The 19,433-nt window shown below is 32.3% G+C and carries 21 protein-coding genes and 3 pseudogenes; 15 read left to right on the forward strand and 9 right to left on the reverse strand.

Annotated features, from left to right (window positions below; translation table 11 throughout):
- From BG20_RS01390 to BG20_RS01405, 4 genes and pseudogenes are all read left to right on the forward strand, one after another.
- The coding region (locus BG20_RS01390; protein WP_010189924.1) for a helix-turn-helix domain-containing protein at positions 1-342 on the forward strand (342 nt) is incomplete at its 5' end.
- A gap of 161 nt (positions 343-503) precedes the next feature.
- Positions 504-2,705, forward strand: coding sequence for an FTR1 family iron permease (locus BG20_RS01395; RefSeq protein ID WP_010189926.1), 2,202 nt, complete (start codon positions 504-506; stop codon positions 2,703-2,705).
- A pseudogene (locus BG20_RS01400) lies at positions 2,698-4,817 on the forward strand (hydantoinase/oxoprolinase family protein). The gene BG20_RS01395 and the pseudogene BG20_RS01400 overlap by 8 nt, the downstream one beginning before the upstream one ends.
- Positions 4,818-5,045: 228 nt before the next feature.
- Positions 5,046-5,531, forward strand: a complete 486-nt coding sequence (locus BG20_RS01405; protein WP_010189928.1) for a hypothetical protein — start codon at positions 5,046-5,048, stop codon at positions 5,529-5,531.
- On the opposite strand, the gene BG20_RS01410 is transcribed toward BG20_RS01405, so the two are convergent.
- The 4 genes and pseudogenes from BG20_RS01410 to BG20_RS01420 form a co-directional block, all read right to left on the reverse strand.
- Positions 5,521-6,222: a DUF1297 domain-containing protein gene (locus BG20_RS01410; protein WP_420805920.1), complete on the reverse strand. Its 702-nt coding sequence runs from the start codon at positions 6,220-6,222 to the stop codon at positions 5,521-5,523. The two genes, BG20_RS01405 and BG20_RS01410, sit on opposite strands and share 11 nt — an antisense overlap.
- A gap of 12 nt (positions 6,223-6,234) precedes the next feature.
- A pseudogene (locus tag BG20_RS13940) lies at positions 6,235-6,545 on the reverse strand (DUF1246 domain-containing protein); the annotation flags it as partial.
- A gap of 28 nt (positions 6,546-6,573) precedes the next feature.
- Complete coding sequence (locus BG20_RS01415; protein ID WP_010189934.1) at positions 6,574-6,783, reverse strand: hypothetical protein; 210 nt, start codon at positions 6,781-6,783, stop codon at positions 6,574-6,576.
- Between the two features lie 82 nt (positions 6,784-6,865).
- Positions 6,866-7,045, reverse strand: coding sequence for a hypothetical protein (locus BG20_RS01420; RefSeq protein ID WP_048096968.1), 180 nt, complete (start codon positions 7,043-7,045; stop codon positions 6,866-6,868).
- A gap of 443 nt (positions 7,046-7,488) precedes the next feature.
- Here BG20_RS01420 and BG20_RS01425 point away from each other — a divergent pair, with 443 nt between their 5' ends.
- From BG20_RS01425 to BG20_RS01450, 9 genes are read left to right on the forward strand one after another with little or no spacing between them, the layout of a single operon-like run.
- Positions 7,489-8,490 carry an amino acid--tRNA ligase-related protein gene (locus BG20_RS01425; protein ID WP_250635813.1) on the forward strand — a complete coding sequence of 334 codons (1,002 nt, stop codon included), beginning with the start codon at positions 7,489-7,491 and terminating at the stop codon, positions 8,488-8,490.
- Positions 8,411-8,800, forward strand: a complete 390-nt coding sequence (locus tag BG20_RS13580) for an amino acid--tRNA ligase-related protein (protein ID WP_250635814.1) — start codon at positions 8,411-8,413, stop codon at positions 8,798-8,800. The genes BG20_RS01425 and BG20_RS13580 overlap by 80 nt, the downstream gene beginning before the upstream one ends.
- Positions 8,801-8,811: 11 nt before the next feature.
- Positions 8,812-9,075 (forward strand): Asp-tRNA(Asn)/Glu-tRNA(Gln) amidotransferase subunit GatC, encoded by a 264-nt coding sequence (locus tag BG20_RS01430; RefSeq protein ID WP_010189938.1) that lies wholly within the window; start codon positions 8,812-8,814, stop codon positions 9,073-9,075.
- A complete protein-coding gene (gene gatA, locus BG20_RS01435; protein ID WP_010189939.1) occupies positions 9,076-10,521 on the forward strand; it encodes an Asp-tRNA(Asn)/Glu-tRNA(Gln) amidotransferase subunit GatA in 1,446 nt (481 codons plus the stop codon).
- Positions 10,518-11,549 (forward strand): Asp-tRNA(Asn)/Glu-tRNA(Gln) amidotransferase subunit GatB, encoded by a 1,032-nt coding sequence (gene gatB / locus BG20_RS01440; RefSeq protein ID WP_238527439.1) that lies wholly within the window; start codon positions 10,518-10,520, stop codon positions 11,547-11,549. Before gatA ends, gatB begins: the two co-directional genes overlap by 4 nt.
- The gene (locus tag BG20_RS13945) at positions 11,534-11,917 is read left to right on the forward strand and encodes an Asp-tRNA(Asn)/Glu-tRNA(Gln) amidotransferase subunit GatB (RefSeq protein ID WP_238527441.1); all 384 of its coding nucleotides are present in this window, start codon (positions 11,534-11,536) and stop codon (positions 11,915-11,917) included. The genes gatB and BG20_RS13945 overlap by 16 nt, the downstream gene beginning before the upstream one ends.
- A gap of 7 nt (positions 11,918-11,924) precedes the next feature.
- Positions 11,925-12,188: a hypothetical protein gene (locus tag BG20_RS01445; RefSeq protein ID WP_010189940.1), complete on the forward strand. Its 264-nt coding sequence runs from the start codon at positions 11,925-11,927 to the stop codon at positions 12,186-12,188.
- 39 nt (positions 12,189-12,227) lie between these two features.
- Positions 12,228-12,635, forward strand: coding sequence for an acetyl-coenzyme A synthetase N-terminal domain-containing protein (locus BG20_RS12970; RefSeq protein WP_010189942.1), 408 nt, complete (start codon positions 12,228-12,230; stop codon positions 12,633-12,635).
- Positions 12,583-14,151 (forward strand): acetate--CoA ligase, encoded by a 1,569-nt coding sequence (locus BG20_RS01450; RefSeq protein WP_238527442.1) that lies wholly within the window; start codon positions 12,583-12,585, stop codon positions 14,149-14,151. The genes BG20_RS12970 and BG20_RS01450 overlap by 53 nt, the downstream gene beginning before the upstream one ends.
- Before the next feature lie 30 nt (positions 14,152-14,181).
- Here BG20_RS01450 and BG20_RS01455 read toward each other — a convergent pair whose 3' ends face one another.
- Positions 14,182-14,514 (reverse strand): helix-turn-helix domain-containing protein, encoded by a 333-nt coding sequence (locus tag BG20_RS01455; RefSeq protein ID WP_010189945.1) that lies wholly within the window; start codon positions 14,512-14,514, stop codon positions 14,182-14,184.
- Positions 14,515-14,606: 92 nt separating this feature from the next.
- A complete protein-coding gene (locus tag BG20_RS01460) occupies positions 14,607-15,299 on the reverse strand; it encodes an A24 family peptidase C-terminal domain-containing protein (protein WP_238527440.1) in 693 nt (230 codons plus the stop codon).
- 306 nt (positions 15,300-15,605) lie between these two features.
- On the opposite strand from BG20_RS01460, the gene BG20_RS01465 reads away from it, so the two are divergent.
- A complete protein-coding gene (locus tag BG20_RS01465) occupies positions 15,606-16,454 on the forward strand; it encodes a TrmB family transcriptional regulator (RefSeq protein WP_010189949.1) in 849 nt (282 codons plus the stop codon).
- Between the two features lie 81 nt (positions 16,455-16,535).
- A complete protein-coding gene (locus tag BG20_RS01470) occupies positions 16,536-17,273 on the forward strand; it encodes an RAD55 family ATPase (RefSeq protein ID WP_010189951.1) in 738 nt (245 codons plus the stop codon).
- Between the two features lie 4 nt (positions 17,274-17,277).
- Here BG20_RS01470 and BG20_RS01475 read toward each other — a convergent pair whose 3' ends face one another.
- From BG20_RS01475 to BG20_RS12280, 3 genes and pseudogenes are all read right to left on the reverse strand, one after another.
- Entirely contained in the window at positions 17,278-18,501 is a 1,224-nt protein-coding gene (locus tag BG20_RS01475; RefSeq protein WP_010189953.1) for an ornithine cyclodeaminase, nickel-pincer nucleotide-dependent, read from the reverse strand.
- A 78-nt stretch (positions 18,502-18,579) separates the two neighbouring features.
- On the reverse strand, positions 18,580-18,903 hold the full coding sequence (locus BG20_RS01480) for a hypothetical protein (RefSeq protein WP_010189954.1): 324 nt from the start codon (positions 18,901-18,903) through the stop codon (positions 18,580-18,582).
- A gap of 153 nt (positions 18,904-19,056) precedes the next feature.
- Positions 19,057-19,433: pseudogene (locus BG20_RS12280) on the reverse strand (hypothetical protein); the annotation flags it as partial.

The following is a 19,433-nucleotide window of genomic DNA, read 5'->3' on the forward strand; positions in this document are numbered from 1 at the left end:
CCAAACATAATTCAATTAAGTGAATTTGATGTTACCCAAAAAATCATTGAATCTCTTAGTAGTGTATGTACACGTGCTGTGTTGTTTTCAATTAAAAATGAATCAAAGGATGCGACACAAATCGCAGATGAATTAAAAATTTCTATATCTACTGTTTACAAAACTTTGTCTACTTTAGAAGAGTTGGCACTTGCAGAAGTAGATAGATTTGTAATTTCTCGAGAAGGAAAAAAAATTAAACAGTATCGTAGTCGTATTGGTAAGGTAGAAATCACTTTGACTGATCTTGAACCAACTTTGAATTTATATCCTAATACAAACAATCCTAAATCAAATCTTTAAAGATAATCAAAAAAATTCAACCATTTTTTATGATGAAAGTTTAGAATAATTTTTGTTATTTACTTTATGCTCTGCAAAAATACTATTCTCAGTTTCTCATTCTATGATTGTAGAATTAATCTTTTGTTTAAATATCGTTAGCTAGACCTAATCAACAATTCATGAAATTAACATTTTATTTGTATTTGATTATTGTTGTTTTTGTTTTTGGTATTTTCGCATTTACTAATAGTGTATTTGCTCAAAACGAAGAAAATCACTCTTCAATTGTTACAATTACAGGAATTGGATTGGACTTAACAAAACAGGCGCTTTTAACTAATAATTACAATGTTGCAGAAAAATACTCGACTATGACAAATAATTTTTATGGAAAGAATATCCAATTCTTAAGATCATATAATTCTGCCTTATCTGATGATATTCATATTGAATTACTTGATTTACACTCTAGTATTTTGTCAAAATCAGACTCTGAGACTCTAATTAATCAAATAAACAAAATACAAGAATTATTTTCACAAATTCCTTTCAATGGTAATTCCAACATTCTTGCATCTTCGATACTATCTGAAGCAGATGAACAATATCAATTAGCAATTCAGCAAAACAATCTTGAATCATATTTTTTCACACAATCCTTAGTGGAACATTCTAAAAACACAGTAAAACAAAATCCCTCCAATAATGATCGTCTAAATCAAGAACTTGATTCCTTTTTTAAGGATCTAGATGAATCTATTTCAAAGAAACAGGACTTTACTATTGTTGGTAGTTTAATTACTGCAATACAACGCGATTTGCTACAAACTGAAACAATTGATTCTAATAAAAAAAATACCTATGATAAAATTAGAACTTTATATTCTGAATTATCCGCTTCTTTAAAATCTGGAGATTACTCAACTGCTGAAGAACTTGGCATTGAAGCATATCTTGATAATTTTGAGTACTTGGAATCGGATATTGAAAAAGTTGATAGTAAATTACTAATTTCTCTTGAACTTGACATGCGTGAAAATCTTAGAACTATGATTGTGCAAAAAGAAACTCCTGATTCTATTCTTGACTTTGTTAATAATTCAATTTTACCTGATTTAGCAAAAGCTGAGGCATTAACTAGTGATCTCACTTCTTCTGAAGATGTTACTCCTCAAAAAGATTTGAAATCTATTGGTGATACAACTGAGGATCAAAAATCTGATGTGAAAAACAATATTGATACAATTCGTGAGCGATTAGAAGATACTCTAGTTCATTATGCACGTGGTGATTTTCAATCCGCGCATACGTCTGCACGCTCTGCTTATCTTGATAGCTATGAATATGTAGAGATCCCACTTAGGGCAATTGATCCTGATTTTACGTTAGAGGTTGAATATCAATTTGCCACTTTGCGTAATTTAATCAAAGAACAAGCCCCTCAAAAAGATGTTCAAGATATAATAATTGATATTAGAAGAAATCTTGATGAATCTGAAAGAATCGTAACTGGAACTGGTGAAATTGCCCCTGCAATTGCGTTTACCTCTTCATTTGCAGTAATCTTTAGAGAAGGGTTAGAATCTGTTTTGATTCTTGGGGCTATTTTGACATATTTGGAAGCTTCTAGAAATACCAAATTCAAACCGTACATTTACTATGGCATTGTTCTTGCACTTGTTGCAACCATCATAACCTGGCTTGTAACGTCGTATATTATCGATATATCTGGTGCAAGTAGAGAACTGGTAGAGGCAATAGCTGCATTATCTGCCACTGCGGTATTGTTCTATGTTAGTTTCTGGATTCTAAATAAGATTGAACACAAAAAATGGATGGAGTTTGTAAAAGCAAAAGTTTGGCAAGCTGGAGTTTCAGGTGGATTCATGGTTTTTGTAATGTTGTCGTTCTTTACAGTATACCGTGAAGGATTTGAAACTGTTTTGTTCTATCAGGCTATGTTTGCATTTGCCAAATATATGGAATTGTATGTAGGTCTTGGATTTGTACTTGGAATCGCATCTCTTTTAGGATTGTTCTTTGTAATGCGAAAACTAGGTAAACGATTACCATTAAGAGTATTATTTGGTTTGACTATGGGAATTGGTGCATATCTCTCTGTTGCATTTTTAGGAAATGCAATTAGGGAATTACAAATTCTAGATGTGATCCCGTACACTAGCATGTTTGGCATTATCCCAAGACTGGATATCAACTTGGCTGCAATGACTGGAATTTATCCAACTTTAGAAACTACAATAGGACAAATTATCTTATTAGCAGTTTATCTGTTTGCTGCTTCATATGTTTTAATATTCAAACCACGTAGAGAACAAAAACTTGTTGCCATGAGAAAATCGAGGAATATTCCAAATGAGTGATAAAAGACGTATTCGAGTTGGTATTGATGTGGGTGGAACATTTACAAAAGCTGTTGCTATTGATGTAAAAACAGGTTCATTATTAGCCAAATCTACAGTCCCGACAACACATAGTGCAGATAAAGGAGTTTCTGAAGGCATTGTTTCTGCATTAACTAAAATTATAGATGAAACTGGTATTGGAGTAAATGATATCGAATTAATTTCTCATAGCACTACTCAGGCAATTAATGCATTATTAGAATCTGATACTTCAAAAGTTGGGATAATTGCAATGGGTGTAGGACCAACAAAAAAAGATGTCATAAAAAGAACAAATCTGCAAGATGCATCAATTAACACTAATCAGGACATCAAAACCACTCATGAGTTTTTAGATACATCTCATTTAATTTCTGAAAGCGAAGTTGCTGATACGATTAATAGATTAAAAAAAAATGGTGCTGAAGTAATTATTGCTACTGAAGCATTTGGAGTAGATGATCCATCAAATGAATTATTTGTAATGAATGTTGCATCAAAACAAAACATTCCCTCTACTGCATCACATGAAATTTCTGGAATTTATGGATTAGAGATACGGACCCTTACATCAGCAGTAAATGCAAGTGTTTTGCCAAAAACATTTCAAGTTGCAAATTACGTAGAAGAGGCAATTCATAAAACTGGTGTGACTGCACCTTTGATGATAATGAAAGGAGATGGAGGTGTCACTAGTATGGATACATTTAGAACAAAACCATTCTTACCATTCTTTCAGGTCCTGCCGCAAGTGTAGCTGGTGCACTACTTCATCTCAAAGTAACTAATGGAATATTTGTTGAAGTGGGTGGTACTAGCACAAATATCTGCATTATAAAAAATGGTAAACCTGAAATTCGTTATGTGACAGTAAAGGATCATCCAACTTGCATTAGATCAATGGATGTGCGAATTTTGGGAGTTGCTGGAGGCAGTATGGTGGGTTTGGATAAAAACAGGATATCCCATGTGGGTCCACGTAGCGCTCATATTTCTGGATTAAAATATTCCTGCTATGCAGAACCTGATGATCTTAAAACTGGAAAAATAATTTTGATCAAACCCAAACAAAATGACAAATCTGAATATGTGGCAATAAAATGTGAAAAAGGAACTTATGCAATTACAAACACTTGTGCTGCAAACGCATTGGGAATGATTGAAAAAGATGATTATGCATACGCAAATCAAGAATCTGCAAAAATTGCTATAAAGACACTTGCAGAGTTTGTGGGCGTTTCATATCATGAAATTGCAATGTCTATTATTCAAACTGCCTCATTCGATATAACTAAAACAATTAGCAAAATTCTAAAAGAATTCAAAATGAACCCCTCTGCCACAACTTTGATTGGCGGTGGTGGTGGTGCGTCAGTTCTTGTTCCATTTGTTGCAAAACAACTAGGAATTAAATATGAAAAAGCAGAACATGCAGAAGTCATATCTTCAATCGGTGTTGCATCCTCTATGCTTCAAGAAGAAATAGAACAAACAATGGTCAAACCTACTCCTGAAAAAATTAATCAGGTTCATAAAAAAATCCATGCGATGCTGGTTGACAAAGGTGCCATTCCTGAATCAATTATGATTAACAGTGAATATGTTTCTGACAAGGCCCTTCTTCGAGTAACTGCTGTGGGTAATGTAGAATTAGATAGTGCCGAAACATCAAAAAATATTTTTACCCTAAGTGATGCTAGAAAAAGAACTAGTGAGATTATTGAAATCCCAGAGGATTTAATTGATCTAAGTTATGAGACTGATCATTATTTTGTGTTTACTGGTCATGTAGAAATAAAAAAATTATTTAGCAGAAAAAATCAACATCATATTTTAGTCTTAGATAGATATGGTAAATCTAAACTCTCAATAAAAAATGGTAGAATAATTCAGGGTGGCAAAATAACCATCTTGGAAGAATTAGATGAGTTTCTTGAATCTAGACATTCAGAGATTGCTCCTAAAGTATACCTCCTCAATGATCTTAAACTGGTAGATTATTCTAGCCTGATTAATCCTGTTGATATTATTCATGCAGTAAGGGACGAACTTGCTAATTCTGAAAAGACGGCGGTACTGATAGATCTTTAGTTTTCGTGACTGTCTTTTTTTAAATTCTCATGTTTTGAAACAATTGGTCTTTGATCGATGTTTTTTTTGACTATGGCACTTCTAATGGTATGGGAATTTGTTATTGATATGAGTTGTAAAATTGGATTTATTCACAATTTTTCATATTTTGCTATCCAAGATAAGAAAATGTGCATAAATTGTGGCATAGAAGAAAGCAATAATAATTAATTATTTGATTTTGAATCTATGATTTATTGGATTTTATTTTTATTACCTTTGCTGATAAATCCTGCTTTTGCACAAACTTCATCTGAATTTACAAATCCGTTACAATATGTATTACGATTTGATGATCATACATTTGATATTTTGTATACTGTAAACGGAGATGTTTTAGCGATGGATATTGATCGTGAATCAAAATCATTGCTTGTTGGTCTTGAAAACACTAAAGATTCTAACTTCTCAATCACTCTAAATTCTGAACTGATAAGCGCCCCAAATAATGAATTTGTGATTTTAGTTGATGGTCAAGATATGGATTATGAAATTTTTACAGCTACTGATAGTTTCACTCTATCTTTTTTTGTTCCTACAGGAACTCAGGAAATTGAGATTATTGGAACTTATGTAATTCCTGAATTCCCTATTGGCGCTATTTTTGTATTAATAATTATGGTTACATTTGTTATATTTTTTACAAAAACGAAAACATCTTTTTTTAAGTTGTAATTTTATCTAGCTGATTAGTCTCTTTAGCTGTTTTAATCTCACGCGCTATTCTTTTACCCATACTCATAGGCTCATTAAAAAGCAGTGAGTAATATGGTGAACCATCCATGTAGATATTTGTTCCTGCAACAATTCTTGCTGAAAACTCAAATGATGTAAATTTTGCATTCTCATCATACACTCCCTCAATACAAAAAGGACCATTCATCCCAGGTGACACTATCCTTTTTGCAGCTTCTACAAAATTTTCCCCCATCGTATACACCTCGTCTAGTAATGACTCTCTTAGAATTATAGGGCTATTTCCAATCACATTAAACGATGGAACCTTATTGCTTTTGAGTTGCTGCTCTGATGGAATTCTTGCCATTCCCTCAATGTCTGATTCATGTCTTTGATCTGCCCCAAAAAATTCCAGCTCTTCTTTTAATGGAGAATAAAAGAACTGTAAATATGCTAATACTCCTGCAGCATATTCTTGAATGTATAATGATTCGTCTTTAGATAATATCCCCTGAGTAATTAATTGCTCTCTCTTTTTATTATAATCTTCTTGATTTGCTGCTAAAAAATATCCTTTACCTCCTGCAGCTCCCTGTCTTTTTACAATCACTAATGTATTGATGTCTTTTGAATCTAGCACTGGTTTTGGAACTGGTAGTTTTGCTTCACGCATCAACTTTTCTTTCATGATTCTATCTGACTCCCATCTCAAAATCCATTTGTTTCCAAAAATTGGGGTTTTGATTGATTCAATTTGCTCTGAGCTCATCTGAGCAATCAGAGTACCATGCGGAATCAACACTGCATCGTTTTTTTCTAAAGTAGATTGATGTTTTTTTCTAATACCTCTGAAAATGAATTGACTAAAATCAATTCATCAATAAATGGAAATCGGCGGTATATCTTCTCTCGTTTTTTTTCACAAACAAGGATTGTTTTCAAACCTTCATCTTTGGCACCTTTTAGAACTTGTAGGGCACAATGAGATCCTAACGTCGCTATTGTTGTCAATGTGATATCTATTCTAATTTATTGTACTTTATGAACTATGTGCGGATGACACATACTGAAAAACCTCATCGATTAATTCCACACTTAACTCGGTTTTCAAATCTTCTGGAATCACCTTTAATACAAAATCATACATGCTTGTGTTTTTTGGAAGCGTGCCTCTCTCTTGATATAATGAATAAACAGCAATTCCATTTGATATTATTGCGATTATTTTTTCTTTGTTTGTAAGAGACACTTCTTTTCTAAATTTTGTGGGAACTTAAGGATTTAGAATGATCTTAATTAATTTTATAAATTAAAAATAAATTTAATCTGAATTAGATTTGGAATGAATATGTACTAATAAACAATGAAGATGCTGATTGTTTTGCATGATTACTAAAACTACTCACCAATGATGGTACTGAATGTCCTTCTGACATTTTTTCTTGAGGTTCTTGGGATGCATGATATCCTACAAATACCGCTGTTATGATAAAAGCCGCAACAACTATCATTATTAATGGATCCAACTCGTTTTTATTTGAAATATTTTCTTATGATAAATGTTACTTTTTTATTGTTTCCACCCTTTACATGAACAAATCTGATATCTGTCATTCTGAATAATTGCTAGTAAATCCAATTTTATCTGAATATTTTAGAAAAAAGTAGATAGTCTACTTGACTATGATTTTTTTTAAACCCCATTTTAAGGCAAACTCCTCTTTGGTAATTGGAATTCGGGATTTACACTTTACACATCTGCGCATTCCTGTGTGCTTGGAGAATCTCCAAACATGAGATTCACTTTTTCCGTGACAGTTCATGGTTTTATGTATGAATACTAGTATTTAGGAAAACAACCTTTTGATAATGATTATTGGATATTCTAATTTTATTCAATGATCTGATTTGCCCCAAAAATTAATTACACCATAAGACTCCAATTTAGTAAATTATGATAAAAACAGAACTTGGCACACTGCGTAGATCTCATTATTCTAATGAATTAAACTCGTTAATGGATGGATCTGAAGTAACTGTAATGGGTTGGATTTTAACTGTAAGAGGACATGGGAATATCAGTTTTGTCACTCTCAGGGACAAAAACGGTGATATTCCAATAGTTGCCAAAAAAGGAGATTGTCCTGATGAGTTACGTGAAAAACTATCCGTTCTAAAGGCACATTCATCAATTGCAGTTGTTGGGAAGGTCAAATCCTCTGAGAAAGCTCCAACAGGTTTTGAAATAATTCCTACTGATCTGCGTGTATTTTCAGACGTTGAAAAAATTCCGCCTTTTGAGCCATTGGCAAAAACTGTTAAAAATATTGACACACGATTAGAGGTAAGGCCAATTGATCTTCGACGTAAAACATTGCAACATATTTTTAATGTAAGAAGTGATGTACTCAAATCAATTCGAGATTATTTTTACAAAGAAGAATTTACTGAAATTAATACCCCAAAAATGATTGCAACTGCAACCGAAGGCGGAGCTGCACTATTTGCAATATTTTATTACAATAAAGAAGCATTTTTAGCTCAAAGCCCTCAATTGTATAAAGAACAACTTACAATGAGTTTTGAAAAAGTTTTTGAAATTGGGCCTATTTTTAGAGCAGAGCCTTCAAGGACTAATCGTCATTTGGCAGAAGCAATATCAATTGATTTGGAAGAGGCTTTTGTTGATTACAACGATGTGATGAATAGAATTGAGAATATAATCAAAATATCTTTGAACTCTGTAATTGATTATGCAAAAAATAATCCTGATGCCGAGTTTGTCATTCCACAAATTCCTGACTCTATTCCGAGATATTCTTATGATGATCTTGTAGAAAAAATGCAAAAGGCAGGAGCTAAAACCGAATGGGGCGATGATCTATATCCATCTAATCTTAAAAAAAATCGGTGTAGAAGGATTTTATTTTATCAAAGATTGGCCTTTAGGTCCTAAGCCGTTTTATGTAAAAGATAGTAAGGCAAATCCAAAAATTTCTGAATCGTTTGATTTAATGTTTGGTGATCTTGAATTGTCTTCTGGTAGTACCAGAATTGAAAAACGCCATGAATTAGAAGAGAGGATGAAAAATAAAGGAATGAAGATTGATGCATTTGAATATCATTTAGGTGCATTTGATTATGGTGTTCCACCACATGCTGGATGTGGGATTGGTTTGGAACGACTAATTATGGCACTAACAGGCACGGAAAACATTAGAGATGTCACATTTTATCCAAGAGATGTAGACCGACTAACACCATAGGTGATTTGAAAATGGTATCTCATGAAGAAATTCAACACGTTGCAAAATTGATGAGAATAGAACTCGATGATCCGTCAATATACAAAAGAGTTGATAAAATGATAGGCTATTTTGATATTTTAGATTCAGCAGGTGTTGAATCTGAAGAAATATTTTTCACCGAAATCTCCCTAGCAAATTTGAGAGAAGATGAGTACATTCCATTCAATGAAAAACTAATTGAAAAACTAAATCACTATAAAGGGACATATGTTCGAGCTCCAAAGATGGTTTAATTGAATCTAAAAATATCTGCTTTAGAGTATATCCGACAAGTAAAATCTAGAAATATCTCGGCTGAAGATTTTATGGCAAAAACTATGGAACATATACAAAGAATTGATGGAAATTTACATGCTTTTTTATCATTAAATGAAAAAGCGATTGATCAAGCACGAGTGATTGATAAAAAAATAAAATCTGGTGAAAAAATTGGACAATGTTTTGGAATGCCTATATCAATTAAGGATAATATTTGCATCAAAGATTCTAAAACAACTTGTGCATCAAAAATGTTAGAAAATTTTATTGCACCGTATGATGCAACTGTAATTACAAAACTTAAGCAACAAGATGCAATTTTTGTTGGTAAGGTAAATCTAGATGAATTTGCAATGGGTCTAACTACCGAATTCAGTGCGTACGGCCCAAGTAAAAATCCGTGGAATACCGATTATGTTCCTGGAGGGTCTTCCGGTGGTAGTGCAGTATCTGTGAGTGCATTTGAGTGTGTTGCGTCTTTAGGTTCTGATACTGGTGGTTCTGTTAGAAATCCAGCTAGCTTTTGTTCAACTGTGGGATTCAAACCAACTTATGGTTTGATTAGCAGATACGGATTAATCTCATATGCAAATAGTATTGAACAGATTGGACCTCTGACTAGAACAGTTGAGGATACAGCATTTATGTTAAATCTGATATCTGGAATAGATCCTAATGATAACACCACCGTGGATAATCACAATGAGGATTATCTGAAAGATATTGATTCGGGTATAGAAGGCAAAAAAATAGGCATAATCAAAGAAATGATTGGCGAAGGAATTGATTCAAACGTACTTTCTGCAACAAAAAATGCAATATCAAAATTAGATAATATGGGTGCAATCTGCGAAGAAGTTTCCCTTGATATGGTAAAATATTCAGTTGCAGCATATTATACAATAACTGCAACTGAGGCTGGCAGTAATCTTGCAAGATATGATAATTTGAGATACGGATATGATTTTTCAGTTGAAGGATACGAGTTTAACTCTTACATTGAGAAAGCAAGAAAAAAACTTGGTCCTGAAGTAACACGACGCATGATATTAGGTGGCTTTGTTCCATCTGCGGGACATGCAGGGAAATATTTTCTCAAAGCACTCAAAGTAAAAAACAAACTAACACGACAAATTAATGAAGCATTCAAAAAATTTGATCTATTAATTGCACCTACTGTTCCAGTTTTACCATTTAAAATTGGTGAAAAAATTGATGATCCTGTTGCTTTATTTTTAATCGATATCAACACAGTTACTGCAAATCTTACTGGAAAACCTGCAATATCAATTCCATATGATATATCGCATGGATTGCCAATTGGAATTCAGCTTATTGGAAATTCAATGAATGATAAATTAGTATTACAGGCAGCACGCGCATTAGAAAAAACCGTAAAATTACCAGAGGTGCCAATTTGACAAAAATAGGGTTAGAAATACACTGTCAACTCACAAAGTTAAAAAGTAAATTATTTTGTTCATGTAAGGCAAATTATAGAGAGTTTGAACCAAACATCAACATCTGTCCTATTTGTATGGGTCTGCCCGGTAGCCTTCCGAGATTGAATCAAAAAGCAGTTGAAAAGGCAACGCTGATTGCGATGGCACTAAATTGTAGTACTCCAGAAAAAATTGTGTTTTTTAGAAAAAATTATTTTTATCCTGATTTACCAAAGAATTTTCAAATTACTCAACTAAACATCTATGGAGATACAAGTGTTGGTGGTGCTGGCGTTCTCATGGTAGGCGATAAAAAAATACGAATCACAAGGATTCAACTTGAAGAAGATCCTGGAAGACTAATTTATGAAGGAAGTTCAGAAAAGAACCTAATAACACTAGTTGATTATAATCGTGCTGGAACTCCACTGGTTGAGATTGTAACTGAGCCTGATTTTGAAAATCCTAAAGAAGTAAGGGAATTCCTAAATATTTTATCTAACTTATTAGAAAATTTGGATGTTTCGGAACCAAGTTTAGAGGGGGCAATGAGGGCAGATGCTAATGTTTCAATCGAGGGAGGAAACAAAGTAGAAATTAAAAACATTGGATCGTTTCATGATTTAGAAAAGGCAGTTCATTTTGAAATTACACGTCAACAAAGTTTGCATTCTCGAGATATTCCAATTGTTCAAGAGACGCGTCATTGGGATGATAAAAGAAAGATCACCATCTCTTCAAGATCAAAAGAAGAAGATCTAGATTATAGATATTTTCTGGAGGGTGATATACCTGCAATCATCATTGAATATAAAATCAAAGAGAAATTAAAAAAGAAATGCCTGAAAGTATTAGTTCCAAAAAAGAGAGATACGTCTCAAAATATAATATTCCTCCACAGGTTGCAGATGTACTTTCATCTGATAAATTTTATTCCGATCTGTTTGAAGAATCTCATACTGAAGACAATGCAAAAGAGGTTGCCAATATTATCACCACGGATTTAATGGGATTAGTCGATACTAAGGAAAAAAGAGAATCATCAAAATTAAAAGCATCTCATCTAAAGGACATAGCTGATTCAATTCAATCCGGTAAAATCGCTAGAAATTCTGCTAAAAATGCATTATATGAAATCATAAAAAATGGTAAGGACTTGTCTACTGTTATATCTGAACTTGATCTTGGTAATGTTTCAGATGAGTCTGAATTATCAAATATAATATCTTCTGTTATCTCCGAAGAAACTCAAGCTGTAGAACAAGCAAAATCCAATCCTCAAACTATCAACTATCTTGTAGGAAAGGTAATGCAAAAAACAAGAGGAAAAGCAGATCCTAAACTCACTTTGGATTTATTAAAAAAGATGATTTAGTAATAAAATGGTTGAACTCTCTTTAGAAACAATAGAATTTATCAAAATACTGGCAAATTCTGATTCCACTGTACTTCAGGCAGGGATGAATGAAGCAACTAAGCGTAAACTGGATGAGCAAATAGGCAGTATTTTACGGGAATATTACAAAGAAAATACTATGAATGTAAAAACAGGATGGACTGAAAAGTTTGCCACTGTTGGAATAACTGAGGATGACGGAAAAGCAGCTATTGCATGTGCAAGAAGATTGGGAATAGATATTTCATAAATCTGAATCTTTTTACTCTTCTGTTTTAAAAATATCGTATTGACTGATTTTGTATTTACCCCTACTGATCAACAAATTCAAAATTCAAACATTTACAAATTTATGAAAAAATATGATGTCTCAAATTTACAACAGTTATCTATTAAGGCAAATGAAAATTTAGAATGGTTTTGGCAAGAAGTTGAAAATTATTTTGGAATAATTTGGGATACTCCTTATACAAAAGTTTTAGATACTTCAAAAGGAATTCCTTGGTCCAAATGGTATGTGGATGGAAAAACTAACATTTACAAATCATCTGTTGAAAAATTTGCTAAAAAAAATCCCGATAAAACAGCATATGTTTTTGTTTCAGAAGATGATAAAGTTTCAAAAATTACCTATTCTGAATTAGATATCAAAAGTCAACAAACTTGCAAATGCCCTCAAATCATTAGGTGTTTGTAAAGGAGATGTAGTCGCAATCTATCTTCCAATGATTGAAGAAGCATTTTTGGCAATACTTGCATGTGCAAAAATTGGGGCTATCCAGACAGTGATATTTTCTGGATATAGCTCTGAATCATTACAAATAAGATTACAAGATTGTAAAGCAAAAATCCTTTTTGTTTGTGATGGATTTCAAAGAAATGGAAAACCAATATCGCAAAAACAAATAATCAATACAGCAATAAAAGATACAAAAATAGAAAAAATAATCGTAGCATCTTATGCACAAATTGATAATTACGATGAATCTGATTTGGTAGTTTATTACTCAAAATTAATATCAACACAGGATTCCGTCTGTTCAACTGAAAGCACTGCCTCCGAGGATCCTCTGTTTATTTTATACACATCTGGAACCACTGGAAAACCAAAAGGAGTAATTCATACTCATGGAGGTTTCTCTGTTTTTGCTGGATATCAATCAGGATTTTTAATTGATATGAATGAAAATGATATTCTTTTGTGGCCTGCTGATATTGGATGGATAACAGGATTGGTTTGGAATGTTTATGGTTTGTTAATTTTGGGTGCATGTGCAATAATTTATGATGGTGCATTGAACTATCCTGATTTTAATCGAATATGGGATATGTTACATCACTACAATGTTACAATTTTTGGTATATCTCCAACTGCAGTAAGGTTGTTTAAGAAAAATAACATTGAACCTTTAAAATTACATTCCTTTGAAAAGATTAAAAATATTCCAACTACTGGAGAACCTCTTGATGAGGATTCATGGTGGTGGTTATTTGAAAAAGTAGGGAATAAAAAAATCCCCATCATGAATTTGTCTGGAGGTACTGAAATAGGAGGTGCGATGTTATCTGTTTTTCCTGGAATGAAATTAAAACCGTCAACTGTTGGAATTCCATGCCCTGGAATGAACTTGGATGTAATTGATGAGCATGGAAAATCAGTTATAGAAAAAGATGGATATCTTGTAGTAAAATCCCCCTGGCCTGCAATGACAAAAGGACTGTTAAACAATAATGAGCGATATATTCAAACATACTGGTCTCGTTTTGAAAATATTTGGTTTCACGGTGATTATGTTTTTGTCGATAAGGAAGGGTTATGGTATATGAAAGGTAGGGCAGATGATGTCATTAATGTCTCAGGACATCGAATGAGTACAGCTGAAATCGAGCATGTTGTAATCTCACACGATAAAATCTCAGATGCTGCATCTGTTGCAATCCCTGATCAAATCACTGGTGAAGCAATTATAGTGTTTTTTGTCTCTAAAAATAAAAATGAGTTGATATTAGGAACTGAAATATCAAATTATATCGCAGAAAAAATAGGTAAGATTGCTCGTCCTAAGATTGTATATCAAATATCCGATCTTCCAAAGACAAGAACTGGAAAAATTATGCGACGACTTCTAAAAGCAAAACTGTTGGGGTTGCCATTAGGCGATTTATCTTCAATCGAAAATCCTTCCATATTAGATGAAATATCCAAACTTTAAAAATCTATTTTTAGAAATTAAAAAATTAAACTAGTATCTATCGATATTTTTGTTTATTTCAGCATCAATTAAAGTTGTAACTGCATCATCAATTTCAATTGCATTGAATTTTGTTGGCTTGCCATAAATTGATGTGACTATTTCTTTTTTTTGTAGTTCTGAAAGTATTTCATATGTTTCAGTTCTTGATAATCTTAGTGCCTCTGAAATTGATGTGGCTGTTTTTACCCCATTTTTATTTAGATGCAAATAGACTTCAACTTGATTTGGTTTTAAAATATATTCTAAAATTGACCTGTTTATCTCATTAATCTCATTTATCCTATTATCAAATTCAATCTCGCTATTTTTGCGTCTTTTCATAAAATAATTACATGAAATTTTTCACATAAGGAAATGTATGTTATTTGATATTACAGATTCAGTTTCAGGCACAATTTTTCTTGGTTTTTAAATTATTTTATAAATAAACTAAGTATGATATCTCCGTACATTAACTGTATGATAAAGCCTCCAGTGATCAGTAATAGATATGGTATTCCAGGCGTAATCCATGTATTTGGTTTTGAACAATAATTCTGATTTTCCGCATGTTGTATTTTCAAATTTATCTTTTTTTTTCCTTTTACTGTTTTTTCAATTGAAAAACAAAATTTTGGATTTTTTGCCTTGTATCCAATCATAATCGCACAAATTTTTCTAAATCTTGTCTCTTCAAAACCCTCAAAAATATTTTCATGTTTCATGGTTGATATCAAATTTCTAATTACATTGATAGAAACAGGCACAAAAAACAAAATCACCGCATTTGATAATGTTGTAAATGGAGTTGAAGGGTTTTCTGAGAATGTTGTCATAGGTGCAATTACAGCCAAAGCAATTAATGCAAACGCATCTGCTCCTCCAAACAATCCTAATCTCCAAATAAAAATCACAAATGGTGCAATAATTAATGCAATTCCGATGTTAACTAAATGTGGTATTATGTCTGAATCTAAAAAAATTAATAAAAAACCTGCTCCGCCAAAGCCTATCCAGTAATAATCATGAATTTCTCTTTTCCATATGTCTACTATGGAGCCTATGATCAACATTGTAAGTGCCATGATGACCCCTGCTATGTTGTAATTCAGTAAAGATTCGAGCAACTACTATTCCTTCTTTATTGAATATTTTAGGTACTTGTATGTCATTTGAATAAAATACTCTTTTTAGGTTCATTAATTGTTTTAATACTCTTTTTTAACGGAAAAATCTAGATCTAAATATATAATTAGTTTTTTAAAATAAATACTAAAATAATCAAAAAAACCTAAAATATTACTTATTTTATATCTATTTTTATAATTTTTATATAGTTATAATGCCATAATAAAAGTGATCGATCCGATCAAATCTTCTTAGCTACACTACAATATAGCATAGTCATTTCATAATTATGATCTCTGAAAAACATGCCCCATAAATCCGAACTGACTTCAATATTTGACTCTACACCAGATACTCAAATGTATGAGTACAAAATAACTTTAGAAAAAATTCAAGGTGAATTATCTCAATATGGTCTAACGTCTAATCAAAGTAAAGTGTTTATTTATCTTGGAAAATACGGTGCAAAGACTGCTCCTGAAGTATGTAAGGCACTTAAATTGCCTAGAACCGAAACCTATCATTTGCTCTCTGCATTACAAAACAAAGGAATTGTTTCAGCCACATTTCAACATCCAATTCAATTTACAGCATTACCACTAAACAAGGCAATATGGATTTTAGTCAACTCTGAAAAAGAACGATTAAAGTCTCTTGAACATATGGAAAAAGGGCTGTCAGAATTATGGGATAATATTCCAACATTTGATTCATCACATGAAGAAGTGGAAGAGAAATTCCAGATGTTACAAGGTTCTAATCAAATTCAATCAAAAATTACAGAAATGACTGATAATTTTAAAGATGAATTTTTAATTTTAGGGTCAGAGAAAGATTACATCAAATTGTACCATGGTGAATTTTTAGAATCTTTTGTAAAATCAAAGCAAAAATTTCGATTATTGAGTTCGTGTTCTGAAAAAACCACATACATATTTGATAATTTGGAAAGAAAGAACATAAAAAAACTCAATAATGAAATACAAAACAATCTTTGTTTTATTTTAAAGGATAACTCTGAATTGTTATTCTTTACAAAAAACGCTAATTCATCCGAGCCTTATGCAATGTGGACAAATTCTAAATCTATGGTATATTCTATGAAACTACTTTTTGAATCTCTTTGGGTTGAATCAAAGAATATTCATCTTTGATAGTTTAAGAAAATATTACTTGTCTGAATCAAAATAGTCCTTCTCTTTATATAGAAAATTAACTTTATTTTTTCTATAATCATGGACATTACATATTCCAAAGTAAAAACTGGCATCCCTGGACTGGATTCAATCATATCTGGAGGATTAAGGAAAAATCGTTCTGTAGTAATATCTGGCCCTCCTGGCAGTGGTAAAACTACTTTTGGATTACAATTTCTACATTCTGGTGCAAAGGATTTTGAGGAACCCTGTGTTTATGTGTCGATGTCCCAGAATATATCCGAGATTAAAAATGATTGTAAATCATTTAGTTGGGATCTTGATGATTTAATCAACAAAGACAAGATTTTGATGGTTGATGCAAGACCGTTTAAAATTCAAGATGAATTAATTGGAAAAGACGATTCATTGTACAGAGGGGAAGAGATCCCATTTGAGCATTTGACAAAATTACTGTTAAGTAGTATTAAACGAATTGAAGCCAAACGTGTGGTTATTGATTCAATTACAATTCTGGCGATGCAATATGCAGATAAATTTTACATGAGACAAGGATTACAAGGAATGATTCAGGCATTAGAAAATTATGGAGTCACTTCTATAATAATATCTGAATTCACTGAAAATCTTGAAATACCTATAGAGTGGTTTGCAGCATCGGGAATTATTCAGCTAAGACATACCAGAAAAGATGACACTATGGAAAGATCATTACAAGTAACTAAAATGCGTGGGATAAAACACAGCCAACAAATTCATCCAATAATTATTGATGAAAATGGAATGCATATACAACATCCAAGATTAACGCCTTAATCTGTTATTTTCTTTTTTTAATTTGTTGTACGACCATTGGTAAAAATGCCCCTACATCAGTAACTATTCCTAGTGCTTGCCATGTGCCTCTATCCATTAGTTTTGTTACTGTTGGTTGATTGATGTCAATGACTATCACTTTTACATTGGCTGGTAACATATTTCCTGTCGCAATAGAATGCAACATTGTGGAAATCATTATTACCATATTTGCATCTTTGAGAATTTTTTTGTATTCTTTTTGAGCTACTGCTACATCTGTAATCACATCTGGTAGTGGTCCATCATCCCGAATAGAGCCTGCCAAAACAAAGGGTATTTTGTTTTTTACACATTGGTACATTATCCCACGTGTTAGTTTCTTTGATTTGACCATATTTACAATAGAGCCTGCACGGAAAACTGCGTTTATTGTATCCATATGATTTCTATGTCCCCGATATGCTAAAGTTGCATCATGAACATTCATACCCAACGATGTTCCCAATGTTGCATATTCTATATCGTGAACTGCAAGTGCATTACCTGCCAAAACACCATCAATATAACCAAGTTTGATTAACTCTGCAACCGCATCAGCTGCACCAGTATGTACTATCGCTGGTCCTCCAACAATGACAATCTTTCCACCTGATTTTTTTGTCTTGTAGATGTCCTCTGCAACCTTTTTTGCAATATGTTGAGTTGGTCTCTCACTTGAACTAGAACTACCCATAAATTCAAAGACATTAACTCCTTCTCTGGGACGTTCAGGTGGAGTGATCTTTATGCCGTTCTCACCAACTATTATTTCGTCTCCTTTTTTTACATCTCTAACAGGGACGCAGAATGCTCTGTTGTCTTTTACTAGAATACATTTATCCATCATCATATTTTCAACTTGAATCCATTCATCGTTATGAAAAACCTGCGTGTGATTATTTGTAGTACTGTAAAAATCATCAGGCATGACCATGTCTTTTGGAGCTTTTTTTAATGAAATTCCTTTTTGTATTTTGGAAACTGCTCCCTCTCGATAAACAGTCTCTAAAATTTCATCTAAATGTTTTTGATTCTTACCTGTAATTGATAATCTTGCATATGATGGATCTTTTTTCTTTTTTCCTATGTTAATTTCTTCTACTTGAAATTCTCCATGCAAGTCCATTATTTTATCAAATATTTTTGTAAGAATTGAAGAATCTATAAGATGACCGCTAACTTCAATCTCCTGAGAGAATTTTGCCATTGTTATTCTAAATATGATGATAACAAAAGCTTTACGCTGATTTTATTTGACAATGATTGGTAAAATTTTGTCATTTAACTATACAGGAAGTGTAACTTTTCCTTTGTATTCTAAAATATTGTCATTTTGAAATGCTTTAACCAATATTTCTTTTTGTTCTTTGGTAACTCCTTGAACTATAGTCTTTGAAATACCATTCTTATCCACTAAAGCAAGTATGTATCCGCTGTTATCAGTCAAAACAAACCCTGCTGATTCATCAACAAAGGCATATAGATTCTCTTCTCCCACTGGTTCCCAAATGTTGGTTTTATTATCTCGTAAGGCAAGTGCAGGCATTGCTTTTCCATTTGTTAATTTGTTTAGGTATTCTCTTGCAACAGTTACTCTTTTTTGACCCATTTTTAAAGCCTGAAAATATTGCACAACATAAAGAAAAATTGATTATTATAAAAACAATGTCCTAATGTAAGCAATCACATTATGAAAAAACACTTAATTTATTTTAATTTTATATGACACACTATTGATAAATCAATGAACATTATATCTGATTTATTGTTTAGCAAACATTCCAATTACCTTATAATCTGCACTTGTACCTGAATTAAATATTGAAGACTTGACTATTCCGTAAATTTTATGATCTATGATTACATCCATGTAATACGGAGTACCTGAAACATCATTTATTGCAGTTTTAAAATTTGAAGTGTAAAAAGTTCCTGCAAATATTTCTTTTTCAGAAGTCCTTATCATTACATTGGCACTCTTTGTATTGCCTGTCTTATCAAAATAATCTAATAATACATCGCCATTGACTTGTTGAACTGATGACAAAGATAGTTTTTCATTAATGACACTTTGAGAATAAATCTCATTTGAATCGTTATTGGTACTTAGATTTGGATTAGTTGGATTAGTTGGATTAG

The sequence above is a fragment of the Candidatus Nitrosarchaeum limnium BG20 genome (genome assembly GCF_000241145.1).
Classification (GTDB): domain Archaea; phylum Thermoproteota; class Nitrososphaeria; order Nitrososphaerales; family Nitrosopumilaceae; genus Nitrosarchaeum; species Nitrosarchaeum limnae.

Excerpts from the sequence above, each read along its gene's own strand:
- BG20_RS01430 (WP_010189938.1), top strand. The coding sequence starts at position 8,812 with ATGGTATCTCATGAAGAAATTCAACACGTTGCAAAATTGATGAGAATA.
- BG20_RS01420 (WP_048096968.1), bottom strand. The coding sequence starts at position 7,045 with ATGATAGTTGTTGCGGCTTTTATCATAACAGCGGTATTTGTAGGATAT.
- BG20_RS01410 (WP_420805920.1), bottom strand. The coding sequence starts at position 6,222 with ATGAAAGAAAAGTTGATGCGTGAAGCAAAACTACCAGTTCCAAAACCA.
- BG20_RS01465 (WP_010189949.1), top strand. The coding sequence starts at position 15,606 with ATGCCCCATAAATCCGAACTGACTTCAATATTTGACTCTACACCAGAT.
- BG20_RS01475 (WP_010189953.1), bottom strand. The coding sequence starts at position 18,501 with ATGGCAAAATTCTCTCAGGAGATTGAAGTTAGCGGTCATCTTATAGAT.
- BG20_RS01425 (WP_250635813.1), top strand. The coding sequence starts at position 7,489 with ATGATAAAAACAGAACTTGGCACACTGCGTAGATCTCATTATTCTAAT.
- BG20_RS01395 (WP_010189926.1), top strand. The coding sequence starts at position 504 with ATGAAATTAACATTTTATTTGTATTTGATTATTGTTGTTTTTGTTTTT.
- BG20_RS01455 (WP_010189945.1), bottom strand. The coding sequence starts at position 14,514 with ATGAAAAGACGCAAAAATAGCGAGATTGAATTTGATAATAGGATAAAT.
- BG20_RS01470 (WP_010189951.1), top strand. The coding sequence starts at position 16,536 with ATGGACATTACATATTCCAAAGTAAAAACTGGCATCCCTGGACTGGAT.
- BG20_RS01480 (WP_010189954.1), bottom strand. The coding sequence starts at position 18,903 with ATGGGTCAAAAAAGAGTAACTGTTGCAAGAGAATACCTAAACAAATTA.
- BG20_RS13580 (WP_250635814.1), top strand. The coding sequence starts at position 8,411 with ATGATCTATATCCATCTAATCTTAAAAAAAATCGGTGTAGAAGGATTT.
- BG20_RS01405 (WP_010189928.1), top strand. The coding sequence starts at position 5,046 with ATGATTTATTGGATTTTATTTTTATTACCTTTGCTGATAAATCCTGCT.
- BG20_RS01445 (WP_010189940.1), top strand. The coding sequence starts at position 11,925 with ATGGTTGAACTCTCTTTAGAAACAATAGAATTTATCAAAATACTGGCA.